The following is a 14046-nucleotide window of genomic DNA, read 5'->3' on the forward strand; positions in this document are numbered from 1 at the left end:
TTCCAACCAACCCCGCCCTCCTCCTTTGACGATTGGAAAGATCCATGCCTGATCGAATGACCCGCCGCGGATTTCAGGTGAAAGCTGCTTCGACATTTGTGTTGTCCACCGCGACAGCAGTTTCGGCCGCCCATGCCTCCGGATCGAATGATCGCATTCGATTGGGATTCATTGGTGTTGCAAACCGTGGATCCCAATTGATGAAGGCGTTTGCGGAACACGACGATTGTGAAACGGTGGCGCTGTGCGATGTTGATTCGCAAGCACTCGCCAAGGCAGCGGGAAATGTCCCCAATGCCACATTCCAAACCGGCGATTTTCGCAAGCTCATTGAACGGACGGATATCGACGCGGTTGTCATTGCGACACCTGATCATTGGCACGCCATCCAAGCGATCTCGGCATGCGCTGCAGGCAAGGATGTTTATGTCGAAAAGCCACTTTCGGTGACGATCCATGAAGGCCGCGCAATGGTCAACGCTGCTCGCAAATACAAACGAGTTGTCCAAGTTGGGACGCATCGTCGAAGCAGTCCGCTGTATGCCGAATTGTCAAACCGTGTGCAAGCTGGACTGCTCGGAAAAGTCTGCGTGTCACGGGCGTATCGCCTTAGCAACATGGCCCCTGCTGGCATCGGCATAGAACCGCTTTCGTCGCCACCGCAGCACTTGGACTGGGACATGTGGCTTGGACCTCGCGATGTTCAGCCATACCAAGCCAACATTGCCCCTTACAAGTTTCGTTGGTGGCAGGACTACAGCTCACAAATGGGTAATTGGGGCGTTCATTATCTTGATGCCATACGCTGGTGTCTCGGGGAAGAAGCTCCGAGCAGCGTGTGTGCGATGGGCGGTCGATTTGCGGTCGATGACGACCGGACCATCCCCGATACGATGGAAGTGACATTCCAATTCGATTCAGGTCGATTGGCGATCTTTGGCCAATATGAAACCAGTGGTAACCCGATGATGCCCAGTGGGGAAATTGAGCTGCGAGGCACCGGAGGCACCGCATACGTGTCGGAACGGGCGTATGAAATCATCCCAGAAGGACATGGTCAGTTTCAAGAGAAGGTGCCGCGAACGAAACCGGAAAAACAGGAAGCATCCTACAACAATCACTCCTTAACTTCGCTGCATGCTCGAAACTTCCTGGATTGCATGACGTCTCGAGAAAATCCCCATGCGGACATCGAAATTGGGCATCGTAGCACCACGTTTTGCCATCTTGCCAACCTTTCCCAGAAGCTCGGACGACGTTTAGAGTGGGATGCGAAAACGGAACACTTCGTGGCAGATGAAGAAGCGAACTCTCTACTACACTACGAATACCGCAGTCCTTGGACATTGCCAAGTTAGAAACACCCTTTCAAGGTACTCTCGATGAGGAATGATTTCGTCTTACCTGTATGGCTTGTAGCCGCCTTCCTGGTCTCGACCACCGTACCAATTTGCGCCGACGAGCCGGAGTCGTTGCAGCACCCCGTTCTGCGAATTGGGATCATCGGACTGGATACCTCTCATTCGCCCGCTTTCACCAAAGAGTTCAATCAAAACGAGGCCAACGACCCAGCATTAGTTGGGCTTCGTGTGGTCGCTGCTTACCCGCACGGCAGCCCTGATATTGAATCGAGCGCCAGCCGAATTCCAAGGTATACCGCCGAAGTCAAAGCGATGGGCGTTGAAATCACCAATTCGATAGCGGATCTGTTAACCAAAGTTGATTGCGTGCTGCTTGAAACCAATGATGGTCGCATGCACTTTGAACAAGCGTTGGAGGTTTTTCAATCTGGGAAACCAGTCTTCATTGATAAGCCAATCGGTTCGAATCTTGCCGAAGCGATCGCGATATTTGAGGCAGCGGAGTACTACAAGACGCCGATGTTTTCCAGTTCGTCCCTTCGATTCAGCAGCACGGTACAGAAGGTTCGCGGCGGTCAGTATGGTGCGGTCCTAGGGTGCAGTAGCCACAGTCCTTGTTCACTCGAAAAGACGCATGTGGATTTGTTTTGGTATGGAATTCACGGCGTGGAATTGCTGTACACGTGCATGGGAACCGGTTGTGTCAGCGTCAGCCACACGTCGACGGATGACTTTGAATTTGCCGTGGGGCGATGGGCTGACGGACGGATCGGAACCTTCCGCGGAATTCGTGCCGGATTGTCCCGGTACGGTGGCACGGTGTTCTGCAAAAAGAGTATTCAGCCGATTGGGCCCTATGAAGGTTACAAACCGCTTGTGGGCGAAATCGGAAAATTCTTTCGATCCCGTCAGTCGCCGATCGAGCCAACCGAGACAATCGAGTTATACGCATTCATGCAAGCTGCCATGTTGAGTAAGCAACGGGGGGGGAAACCCGTGGACATTGCCGAAGTAATGGCGAAGGCGGACACAGAAGCGAAAGCACTTTTGACAAACAAATTGACTCGGTGATGATCGGTGGCATTGGAAGTGTCGTAGTCATGACGACGCTATCACTGGTTGGCACTGTGGTCCGAACGAGGCGGCCATTTGCTATAAAAAACGACGTTTGAGACAATGGAGTTGTCGAATAACGCCAGCCAAAATCGGAGCGATGGACCCTTTTGCGTGTCGTTTTTTGCGTATAATCCCACACCCTCCCTCCCATCCGTCCCGCCTTCCATCGTTTCGCGTAACTCCTATGGATTCTTTGCCCCCGCTGCGATTGCGAGCACAATCATGGCTCGCTTTCCCGATGCTATTGCTTGTCGCTTCAAATACTTCATTTGCGGACCAAGCTGCATTGGAAACCGCCTATCGCGATTCACTTTTGCCATTACTTCGGACATACTGCTTTGATTGTCACGATAGTGGCAGTGACTTATCACTCGAGGATGACGATACCGTTGCCAGTATCTCGCTCAATCGCGATCTTTGGAAACGGGCGTTTGCCCAAGTCCAACTCGGTACGATGCCACCCGAAGATGGCGAGATCATGGACGCCGACATACGAATGCGGATGGTCGACCTGCTTGATCAAGTTGCCAATGCGGTCGACTGCGTTCAAAATCCCAACGCTGGCAAGGTGGTCATTCGCCGGCTCAATCGGGCAGAGTACCGTAATACGATCCGCGACTTGACCGGCGTCGATTACGAACCGGCCGACACTTTTCCTGGTGACGATGTCGGCTACGGGTTTGACAATATTGGGGATGTTTTGTCCCTGCCACCTATCTTGCTTGAAAAATATCTTGATGCGGCTGAAGTCGTCGCAGGTACAGCGATCCTGACGCCACCTCCGCCGCGTTTGTTTGAAATCGATGTTGCGGCGACTTCGTTGACCGGTGCGGAAAAGTATGGACGTGGCAACCGTTTGACGATGGCTAGCCATGGTACGGTTGTATTGGAAGTCGACGTGCCATTTAGCGTAACGTACCAATTGGTGATCACAGCGAGTGGTGATCAAGGAGGCGACGAGCCGGTGAAAATGGAAGTTGTCACCGGAAATAAAAAGCAAGTCATCGAAGTACCGAAAACCGAAATCGATGAATACAGGGTTCCCTTTCGATTGAATCGTGGGAAACGACAAATCAAAATTGGCTTTATCAATGACTTCTATCAAGCTGGCAAGGCCGATCGGAACTTGCATTTGCATGCCGTTCGTCTTTCTGGAGTCGAAGCAACCAGCCGAACCGTCAATCCGCGAGATTTACCACCAAGTCATCGCAAGATTATCTTCGTTACTCCCAGTGAAAAATTGTCCGAAGGTCAAGCGACAGCTCAAGTTCTTGGGCGATTCGCCAGTCGCGCATTTCGTCGACCCGCAACCAATGAGGAGGTTCGTCGGTTGTCGCAATTGGCCGCGAGTGTCCGTTCCGATGATGCCACCTTTGAAGAGTCGATTCAAGTGGCACTGCAAGCGATTTTGGTTTCGCCGCATTTTTTGTTTAAAGTGGAATCGCCGCCGGGGAAAGATTCCGACGGCGGGCGTGTTCCGCTAAGTGAGTACGAGCTAGCGACGCGAATCTCGTATTTTTTGTGGAGCAGTATGCCCGATGATGAACTGCTTCAAATGGCTCGCAAAGGACAACTTCGCGATCGAAAACGATTGCTTCGGAAAGTAGGCGAGATGATCGTGGACCCACGGTCGAATGAATTCATCGAAAATTTTGCAGGCCAATGGTTACAATTGCGCAATCTCGATAACGTCGACCCCGACGTTCGACGTTTTCCATCGTTCGATGACAACATCCGCGATTTGATGCGGCGAGAAACGCTGACTTTTTTTGCTGCCGTGATGAGAGCGAATCGGCCCGTGACCGATTTGTTGGACGCTGATTTTACTTACCTGAACGAGGATTTGGCGAAGTTTTATGGTAGGAAGGATGTCGCCGGAAGCGATTTTCGAAGAGTCTCCCTTTCGGGGACCCCGCGAGGCGGATTGTTGACTCACGCCAGCATCCTGACGGTCACCAGCAACCCGACGCGAACCAGTCCGGTGAAACGCGGCAAGTGGATTCTTGAAAATTTTCTCAATACGCCACCGCCACCTCCGCCGCCAAATATTCCCGAATTAGACAAAGGGATGCTTAGCGGAACGCTTCGCGAAAGACTCGAACAGCATCGCGCCAATCCCGCCTGCGCAGCTTGCCACAATATGATGGACCCATTGGGCTTTGCGCTCGAAAATTTTGATGCCGTTGGTCGATTCCGAACGCAAGACGGCGGTGATGCGATTGACCCCAGCGGCAAAATGCCTGACGGAACCCGTTTTGATGGGGTGGAAGACCTCCGCCGGGTTTTGTCCCAGCAGCGGCGGGATCAATTTGTACGCTGTCTTGCTGAAAAAATGATGATTTATGCCACCGGGCGAGGTACTGAATATTACGATAAATGTGCGTTAGATGAGATCATGGAAAATTTGAGGCAAAATGACTATCGGTTTGCCTACCTTCTTTCCGCCATCATTGATAGCGCCCCGTTTCAAAGCCAAGGTTCACGAGAATAGGAAATCGATCACGATGCCAGATTCACTTTCACGCCGTACGCTGCTGCGCGGGCTCGGTGTCTCGTTAGCCCTGCCGCTTTTTGAATCAATGTCCGCGACGCGATTGTTGGCTGCCACTAGCAAGGCCCCCGAAACGCCGCTGCGAATGGGTTTCTTTTATGTTCCCAATGGCATGCACATGCCCGATTGGACGCCCACGAAGGCAGGTCATGGTTATGAGATGCCGGAGACGTTGGCGCGGCTTTCCAAACATCGCGATAAATTCAACGTCTTAACAGGACTAACGCTCGATGGAGCCTATGCTCATGGAGACGGTGGCGGCGACCATGCGCGAAGTGTGGCTGCGTTCCTGACCGGTGCACATCCTCGAAAAACGAACGGAGCCGATATTCAAAACGGAGTCTCGGTCGACCAATTCGCAGCTGAGCAAATTGGCGGTGCGACGCGTTTCGGTTCCCTCGAACTTGGACTCGAAGAGAGTAGCCAAGCCGGTAATTGTGATAGTGGGTACAGTTGTGCCTACGCGTCTAATATGTCGTGGCGCGGACCGACGAGTCCTGTGGCAAAGGAAATTGATCCGGGTGCGTTGTTTGATCGTTTGTTTGCCGGACAAACGGTCAAGGAAACACGCCGAGCTAAATCGGTGCGTGAAAAATACCGAAAAAGTGTTCTTGATTTTATTCAAGAGGATGCCAAACGATTGCACCAAACGCTGCCGGAAGTCGATCGCCGAAAGTTAGACGAGTACCTTTACGCAGTGCGCGACGTTGAAAAACGAATCGCCGGAGCGGAACGATTGGGGATTTCCGAAGAAGGTGTGCCCGATTATCCGCGACCGAGTGGAGTGCCTCGCGAATTGGCCAACCATTCCGAATTGATGATGGACATGATTACCTTGGCGATTCAAACCGATAGCTCGCGTATTTTGTCGTTCATGTTTACCAACGCGGGAAGCAATCGAAGTTATCCTGAGATTGATGTTAGCGAAGGACATCATGAGCTGTCGCATCACGGCAAGAGCAAACATAAACAAGCTCAAATCGCAAAGATCAATCGTTTTCACGTTGACCAATTTGGATACCTTTTGAAACGACTTAGTAGTGTATCCGAGGGAGATGGAACCCTGTTAGATCATTGCATGTTGGTCTACGGCAGCGGGATCAGTGACGGCGATCGGCACAATCACGACGATTTGCCTATTCTTTTGGCGGGCGGAGGTGCAGGGCAAATCAAAACGGGCCGCCACATTCGCTACGAAAATAAAACTCCCCTTTGCAATTTGTACCTATGGATGATGCAGCAAATGGGAGTGAAGGCGGACAAATTTGGTGATAGCAGCGCGGTGTTGTCAGAATTGGGTTAGCGGAGTATTCCGATGCAATCGGCTCGAAAGCGATAGTAACCAACGGAGATGGTCAAGATGCAATAGCCCGCGATCCAAAGGGGATAGGCGCCGGCTTGGATCAAGCGTGGTGTGTCGAGAAATCGATCTCCCGACCACCACGCGACGGCTAGGTAGACGCCGTTGGCGAGTAAGCAAAAGTCGGCAATGAACCAAGCCCAACGTCTGCGGACTAACGACGCAAAAATCACAGGGATGAGAACACCTAGAACAGGACCTGCCCAAAGGGTGAGCAGCGGCAATGGATCGGGGCTATGGAGACTGTAAGGGAGTCGCCATGGCGCAAGCGTGAAATCAATCAGAGTCGCTCCACCAATCCAACCGCCGATGATATGGCCCATTTCATGCGTGAATGTCATCACGCACCAAGACGCAATTACCAGTTCAGCGAACAATGCAATCACGCCATGCTTCCTGAGCCGCAGACGCCAATTCATGAACGTGAGTCCCAATTACGCGAGTTGGTATTAATAACCAACCGGAGCTTCGTCCCGTGACGGGGGCTCCGTTGCCGAGAAATGGTGGTGCATACTAACAATGCCGATTCGTTTGACGGGATCGTTTTCGACGTCGAAGTGTGCAAAGGCCTACCCCAAGAGCGAGCACGCTCGCTGTGCTTGGTTCAGGAACGGAAGTGACAACGAATTGACCAGCGTCAAAAGAAAATTCAGATTCAATGTCCGTGAAGAGGTTACGACTGGCATTGAGAACGGACAGGTTCAATGGAAATGTCTGGTCAATCACACTGCCGTCCACGACAAAATCCAACGTCATCAGAGAGCGAGTAGATCCTTCAGGAACCACAAAGTTACCTGAAGAAAAATTCGAAGAAAGCACTTGGGAATCGCCAGCAAGGTCCATCGATAGTGAAGGTCCAAAATCCCAGGCGTAGTCTGCGGCTAACGGATTGGTAAAGGTAAGACCGGTTCCAGGATCCGTTATGTTGAACGTATAGGCCGACAAGGTATTTGGGTTACCATCGTCCATATAATCGATCAACAAATCGACGGACACTGTTTGCGTCGTTCCGTTGGAAACGATGGTTGTCATGTTGGGATCGAATTTGACAACAAACGCAGCGTCTGCTGAACCAACGCAAATGAAGGATGCCAAAGCAACGAGCAACGCGAGTTTGGAGTATTGAATCCGAGTAGTCGAGAACATAGTGAAGCTCTTTTGCAAAATGGGCACCGCGTTAAACGGCGATCGTTAATTTTAAGGATAATTGGTCGAACACGAATTGGCGACCAAATTCGATATCAAGAAGACAATTCCCATTCTTGACGGTCCAGTGATGCAAACGCCGCATCCGACAACGTTTCTGTTTGGGGGACACCGGAATCCGCCCTCATTCTCGCCTCGCGGCGTTCAATAACTCTTCCCAGTCGTCTTGCTTTTATCCTCTCGCGGCGTGCTTCCCGCTGCCGGATTCTTTCGGCGCGTCTGTTGGCACGTTCGGCAATCCACCGTTCGCGTTCCGCTCGTCGATCGGCCATTCGTTCTTCTCTCTGCGCACGCCGTTCGGCGACTCGGCGGTCTCGATCGAGTTGCCGCTGAGTCTCGGCATCAACGACCACCTGATTAGCGGACACATCGGAAGTTGCGATGACGGACTGAGACTCTGTGAGAACGAGTGAAGCAGGCATTGGTGGCGGTACGGCCGGTTCACCCGTTGGTATCCGCTGAGCAAAATAGGTTCCGATCGGTTGGGCATCTCCACCGCTGACCAACCCATCACCGTCAAGATCGGCACGGGCGTTGTACCCCAATTGTCCTGGACGCTTCGCAAATGCGGGGCCGATCGGTTGGGCGTCACCTCCTGAAACAAGGCCGTCGCCATCTACGTCACCGGGCAATACGTTAAATCGGAAATCAAACCGTCCACCATCGAGTTGGTTTCCATTGCGGTCACGAATTGCATCTTCAATCGTTAATCGAAACTTGTCTGTCGTTAAGCCACTGGGCAAAACCAACGTCACGATCGTTGAATCGGCATTCGGTGTAATCGTGAACGGGACGTTTGGTAAATTGACGCCGTTTAGATGGAACATCGATACATCGAGTCCCTCGGATACATCTTCGCTAAACTCGACGATGACGCGATCCATGTTTGGCCAAACCACCGGATCAAGCTGTTCGCTCGTCGTTGGAATTGGATATCCCAAACCAAGTTCCGGATCCAGTCCATTAGTGAACTCCGTCGTCCAAGTTGTCGAAGCAAGGCGAACACTTTTGACCGCAGGGGCCGTATCAATGACCTGCAATAAATGATCTTCAACTTCACCGTCGGTCGCGTACGAATTTGGTGTTAAGTTGCCCTCGCTGCTGATTCTAAGTCGCATCAGCACCGTCCCGGCGTCCGTGGTCGGCGGCACGATCACGTTAACGCGAGTCAGCCCAAGGGCGACGTCGAGCGAAGTGCCACCGGAAATATGTTCCGCCGGGTGTTCGAATTGGCCGTTCTGGTTGAAGTCGATCCATCCATCAAGCTTTGCTGTTCCTGATGCCCCGACATCAACGGGCCACGTAGTGCCCGCAACCAGCGGACCACTGAAGAGAATCCCGTCATCGTCATCATTGCCGTCGAGATCATCGCCATCCGCATTGGCTGAGGTTTGCTGGCCACCATCGGGGTCGACCAGGAATCCAAATTTCAAATCGTTACTGAGCAGATGCGCCGGCCCTGGCTTCAACTGCTTCGCGACGAAGATATTGGAAAATGTCCAAATCGCCGCGCCATGATCGCTGCCCAGACGTAGTCGAAGCTGGTCGAACGAAGCGTCTGCTGTGAAGCTTGTGGTTGCATCCGAGTCTTGCAGGTCATCCAGCACATCGCCCGGTTGCATCCACACGGTCACTGCATCGTCCGCTCCGGCTTGATACTGAACTCGTACCAAGAAGGTCCGAGCCACATTTTCGGCGATCGTTTCAGATTCGCTTGCCACATCGTGGTTAGATGACTTGAAAGGATCGGATGCCGCTCCGAAGGCACTCCAAAACTCGGTGCCGAATCGGTTGCCGAACCCGAGTCCTTCATTGCCGGATTCCCATAGTTGAAGTCCTGCGAACGCATCCGCAAAACCTTCGCCGCCAAGCGATGATGGGGTTGCGGTAAAACGGAAGTAGAGCGAATCGCTGGCGGTATCGTTGCGAGACAAGCCTGACAACGGGATTTCGAATGACGATTGCTGGTTGACGTCGCCGCCGGGAACTTCGAGCGTGATCGAGTTTTCGCCAGCGGTCACACGGTCGCTAAAGTAAGGACGCACAAACGATTCAGGGGAATCGGAGAAATCGACGGGGCCACGCAGTTGGTCAATAAACTCATCGTGGAAAATTCTTAAATCCACGTCGTCAATCAAGCCGTTAGCGTCGAAATCGGCAGCCGCGTTGAACTCGGAGTTGTTGCCAGCGACTAGTTCCATCATTCGAGTGCGATCGGATGAGTCGATGTCACCATCGAAATTGACATCACCAAGCCCGCTGCCAATGATCGTTGAAGTGAATAAGCCAGGTGTCCTCTGGACATTGAAAGTCCCCGTTTGCTCGTAAGTCACAGTTGTAACGGCGTGATTGCCATGACTCAGTCCAGAGAAGCCATAGATGAATTGGTCGCGATCGATTTGTCTTGTATTCCCATTGCCACCAGCGGTGAGCGCTAAGACTTCTGCGTCGGACAGTCCGGCGGGCAAGTCGAGGAAAACGTGAACGGAATCCGCAGTTTTATCCAGCGACTGAATGATCAAGTCGCGATTCTCATTGACGCCTTCCTGCCAAGGCTCGAAACTCTTGACCGCTGATAGCGGTGCAAGCCTATCGACGTAGATCGATTTTCGGAAGTCACTAAAGACAGCTGGCCCACCATCGGTTCGATGCCGAAACGCGCGAGCTTCGACAAAGTGGACACCTTCGGACAATGTGGTTGCATCGACCGTTTGAAGGAATTCGCCATCGCCACGCGGACCGGAAATTCCGTCCACGCCGATCAGCGAACTGGCTTTGTCGCCGAATAATTCAAAACCGTAGCCCGCATCGCCAGGAACGACGAAATCGACTTGGCCATTCCCGTTCACATCCGTTCCACCGTCAATTCGGAGGATCGCGTGATCTCCATCTGCATACACGTCACGCAGCGCGTCGAGTCCGAGCAGCCGAACTTCGTTGGTCATCAAACGAACATCGAACGAGTCGCCCGAGATCACGTTCAAATCACTCAAGCGGGTAACACCGTTGGCGTAATTTTCGGCTGCGGGAACCGTTCCTGGTAACACGCTGCTGGTGCCGAGGATCTCCAAGCCGGCCAGCGCTTGTGGGCTTGCCAAACCGTAAATGACATAGCCGTTGCCGTGGAAGTCACCGTTTGCGTTTGCGTTGCGCGGGACTCGTATGTTGATTGTCTGGTTCGCCGAAACGGTTACCACGTCGGGAATGTCATCGTACGGATCGATGAACGAGTTCGATGCGTTCCCCGTTAACTCGACCAGATGGGTGCCAGGTGCGAAAGCGACCGAGACCGTGCGTTCGTCGAAACCACCATCACCTCGGTTGGACAAGCCGACGACGGCGGAGCTTTCTCGTTCGTAAATGTACAAGCCTTCGCTATCGATCCAGCGTTCGAGGAAGTCACCGCGGCCGTGCGTGTTGCGGATTTGGACCAGTTGTTTCAACCCGTCGCCGTACGTTCCGCCCAACGCATCGCCGCGTCCGTTCTTGGGGAAATCACGATTGTCGCCGAACTCTTTTCCGTTGAAGTAGACAACTGTGTTGCCGGGATACATCAATGCAAAGGCGTGCGCAACGTTATTCAATGAGCCTGGGCCGGATTCATCGTGGCTGTTGACAAACAACACGCCTGCTGAGCCGTTGTGTAAACCATCGTCGTGCAAGTCGAGCAGCGAATCACGAACGTCGTACCAAGCGTTCGAAATCCCGGGGGAACCAAGTTTGTCGTGCATTGCAAAGAAGGCACTAAAATCCAATGCGTCGCGGTTGCCGCCGATACGTCCTGGGTCAAAGTTGTTGATGTTCTTTTTTGTGTAAGACAGCAGCACATCTTTGTTGCCGTCAAATACTTCACTATAGGAGTAAACATGGTCCACCGAACCGTCCAGTAACAATCTTGGATTGGATCGATAAACCGCTCGGTCGAAATAGTCCATCACGAACGGATCAAAATGTTTGGCGGCATCCAAGCGGAACCCATCGACGCCCACGTCTTGGACCAACCATTGCAGCCACCGCATTTCATAACCGAGCGCGTTCTCAGTCACCGGATCGCCACACGAATCACAGTCAGGGTTGAACGGATAGGTTGCGATGCCCGATTGTCCCGTGACTGGATCAAAGAGGTAGATTGGATCGAGATCGCGGTCGGGATAGAAACGTCGGTTTTCCTCGGTTGGTACATTTGCGACTCTGCCGTTGAACGGTGTGACCCCCGGACGCAAGTTATTCGGGTCCGCTGGGTCAACGGGGCTACGAATGAATTGAAAGTTCGTTGTATGGTCAATATCAACCAGTCCCGCTAATCGACCCTCCAAGTCCCCCGAGGAAAACGATGAATGGAAATCACCATCAACCGCGTTTGGCAACGTGATTGCCAAGCCCGGGTAGCCACCCGATTCATAAAATCCAGAGGTACCTAAATCGGTGAACCCAGCGTGGTTCAGCACGGTATCGACATGCAATTGAACCCCGGCGGCATCGAACGTATCGGCGATGGTCCTCAGTCCCGTTTCGGTTCCGTAAAGCGTCGGATCATCCGGCTGTCCAAGATCGAATCGATCGTAAACGTCATAGCCGACTGAGAAACCACCGCTATCGGCTCGCGAAGGCGGCGGCAACCAAACGGTACCGTAGCCGGCGTCAAAAATATCGGGCGTGCGGCTCTCGATGGTGTCAAACGAACCATCAAACCACTGCAAAATTGCGGGAGCCGAAACGCTAGCCAGCATCCGTCGACTTTCAAGTTGTTCCATGGCGAGGCGGAACTTTTTGCGTTTCGCATCGCGTCGAGATGGTTTGAAAAGTCGAAGCATGAAGAACCCGGATATCGATAAGGAATGCAATTAACGTGGCGAAATTTTCGCGATCGCGGCTTTATGAACCCATCCTATCCCCAAGAGGACGCGTCATACACTGAATATCCGCGTATTCTGACTACGATTCGTTGTCAAAGTCGTGTGGGGGGTAAGTCGCGGAGGTGCCGTTATCGAATTTGTTCTCGCGCACAAAAAAACCTAGCACCAAGATGCCAGGTTTTCAATTTTGCCCGCGAATCGATTACCTCCGACGTCGGCGAAGTACTGCCGCGCCCGCACCCAATGCGATAAATGCAACCGATGAAGGCTCAGGTACTGCCGTAACCGTACTGAAGGTTCGAGAGCCTGTATAAGCGACGGTTGTCCCTTGACCAGGATTGCCAGGAGCAATTCCGTCGCCAATCGCTTCGTCCGCTCGAAATGCATCGTCACCGTTCAAGTAGGCTCCGACAAATTCAAATGAGTTTCCAGGAGCCAGACCCAATGAAGCCAAATCGAAACTGAAGGAAGTGGAGGCGTCTGATGGATCAATTGGCGTGAGGCCAAGGTCAGCGACGAAACCATGAGCCCCTGTTTCCGACAGGCTAAAAAGGCCGGCAAAGTCAAAATCGTTTACAGACAATGCAATGGCGTAATCAGCGTCGAAACCGGCACTGAAATTGAGAGTTGCTCGATTTGTCCCGTCAAAACTTAATCCCGAAATAGCTCGACGAAGTGTGTCGCCATTATCATCGAACGTGGACGTCGTATTGAATCCGCCGACGGTCGTGTTCAGGTAGATCACAAGCTCATCGTTGAAATCAGCTGTCCCCTTCGTCACCGTTCCGTTAATCACGCCCGTTGTGCCAACTTGCGCTAATTCGAGCGTGCCAGTGCCAATCACACCACCAAACCCGCTATTCCCGTTGCCCGTGTAAATCGCCCCAAAAGCAACCGGATGCAACAGTCCGGTTATGAGGCAAATCGATAACAAACGCTTCCACATGTTAGATATTCCTAGTCGTTCAGAATCACCGGAGGGAGGGCTTGGGGGACACAAGATTCGCAGTGAAAACAGTGTCCTCGTAAGCGTCACCCTTCTAATCGTAGTTGTAGTCGATTCAAACGGCAACAACCATCTTGCCTTCCTGTTGGCCTTCGCCGGGCATCCCACTGGGAAAAAGGCGATGTCTGTTCTGTAAAGGTCGCGCCGTGCGTCACGCTCAGCGATGGGGTACAGAATACGGTTGACTCCTTTCATCACCTCAACGCGGCAAACGCGAGGAGGCTCGATAACTCCCAAAACACTGAATCGAGTCCACGTTCACTCCGACTCTGTTGGTTCCACACCCCATAGGTCCTCCCGCCACAGGTGTCGGATCGTCCTTTTGATCCCAAACATTTTTTGTCATGAAATGGCACCCCCGAGCGCTCTCAGAAAAAAATAGAAACTCTTGTGCAGGATGCTTAGTTTTTGTCCTCTGGGATCGAGCGTTTACCCATTGAAAGATGGGTTTTTCTAGGCTGAAGCCCCGAGGCAATTTGACAACGAATCGTAGTTGAATGACGTGGAAACGCAGTGTTCATTGCTTATTTTGCTGTTTAGGATGACGGTATTCAACACAGCTGCTTTGACACCTATCAGGGAATCGCTGA

Annotated in this window: 8 protein-coding genes; 4 read left to right on the plus strand and 4 right to left on the minus strand. The window is 52.5% G+C overall.

The window, feature by feature from the left end; genetic code table 11:
- Positions 1-44: 44 nt before the first annotated feature.
- The 4 genes from CA13_RS20645 to CA13_RS20660 all read left to right on the plus strand — a co-directional run bounded on the left by CA13_RS20645 (position 45) and on the right by CA13_RS20660 (position 6331).
- A complete protein-coding gene (locus tag CA13_RS20645; RefSeq protein WP_146399837.1) occupies positions 45-1358 on the plus strand; it encodes a Gfo/Idh/MocA family protein in 1314 nt (437 codons plus the stop codon).
- A gap of 24 nt (positions 1359-1382) precedes the next feature.
- Positions 1383-2432, plus strand: coding sequence for a Gfo/Idh/MocA family oxidoreductase (locus CA13_RS20650; protein ID WP_146399839.1), 1050 nt, complete (start codon positions 1383-1385; stop codon positions 2430-2432).
- 229 nt (positions 2433-2661) lie between these two features.
- On the plus strand, positions 2662-4968 hold the full coding sequence (locus CA13_RS20655; RefSeq protein ID WP_146399841.1) for a DUF1592 domain-containing protein: 2307 nt from the start codon (positions 2662-2664) through the stop codon (positions 4966-4968).
- 13 nt (positions 4969-4981) lie between these two features.
- Positions 4982-6331 (plus strand): DUF1552 domain-containing protein, encoded by a 1350-nt coding sequence (locus CA13_RS20660; protein ID WP_146399843.1) that lies wholly within the window; start codon positions 4982-4984, stop codon positions 6329-6331.
- Here CA13_RS20660 and CA13_RS20665 read toward each other — a convergent pair.
- The 4 genes from CA13_RS20665 to CA13_RS20680 form a co-directional block, all read right to left on the minus strand.
- On the minus strand, positions 6328-6807 hold the full coding sequence (locus CA13_RS20665) for a hypothetical protein (RefSeq protein ID WP_473087473.1): 480 nt from the start codon (positions 6805-6807) through the stop codon (positions 6328-6330). The two genes, CA13_RS20660 and CA13_RS20665, sit on opposite strands and share 4 nt — an antisense overlap.
- Positions 6808-6901: 94 nt before the next feature.
- A complete protein-coding gene (locus CA13_RS20670) occupies positions 6902-7534 on the minus strand; it encodes a PEP-CTERM sorting domain-containing protein (protein WP_146399845.1) in 633 nt (210 codons plus the stop codon).
- 95 nt (positions 7535-7629) lie between these two features.
- Positions 7630-12408 (minus strand): GEVED domain-containing protein, encoded by a 4779-nt coding sequence (locus CA13_RS20675; protein WP_146399847.1) that lies wholly within the window; start codon positions 12406-12408, stop codon positions 7630-7632.
- Positions 12409-12652: 244 nt separating this feature from the next.
- Positions 12653-13396 carry a PEP-CTERM sorting domain-containing protein gene (locus CA13_RS20680; RefSeq protein WP_419194633.1) on the minus strand — a complete coding sequence of 248 codons (744 nt, stop codon included), beginning with the start codon at positions 13394-13396 and terminating at the stop codon, positions 12653-12655.
- Positions 13397-14046: the final 650 nt, after the last annotated feature.

This window comes from Novipirellula herctigrandis, assembly GCA_007859835.1.
Taxonomy (GTDB): domain Bacteria; phylum Planctomycetota; class Planctomycetia; order Pirellulales; family Pirellulaceae; genus Novipirellula_A; species Novipirellula_A herctigrandis.

Coding starts and splice junctions, on each gene's coding strand:
- CA13_RS20645 (WP_146399837.1), top strand. CDS start 45: ATGCCTGATCGAATGACCCGCCGCGGATTTCAGGTGAAAGCTGCTTCG.
- CA13_RS20650 (WP_146399839.1), top strand. CDS start 1,383: ATGAGGAATGATTTCGTCTTACCTGTATGGCTTGTAGCCGCCTTCCTG.
- CA13_RS20655 (WP_146399841.1), top strand. CDS start 2,662: ATGGATTCTTTGCCCCCGCTGCGATTGCGAGCACAATCATGGCTCGCT.
- CA13_RS20660 (WP_146399843.1), top strand. CDS start 4,982: ATGCCAGATTCACTTTCACGCCGTACGCTGCTGCGCGGGCTCGGTGTC.
- CA13_RS20665 (WP_473087473.1), bottom strand. CDS start 6,807: ATGAATTGGCGTCTGCGGCTCAGGAAGCATGGCGTGATTGCATTGTTC.
- CA13_RS20670 (WP_146399845.1), bottom strand. CDS start 7,534: ATGTTCTCGACTACTCGGATTCAATACTCCAAACTCGCGTTGCTCGTT.
- CA13_RS20675 (WP_146399847.1), bottom strand. CDS start 12,408: ATGCTTCGACTTTTCAAACCATCTCGACGCGATGCGAAACGCAAAAAG.
- CA13_RS20680 (WP_419194633.1), bottom strand. CDS start 13,396: ATGTGGAAGCGTTTGTTATCGATTTGCCTCATAACCGGACTGTTGCAT.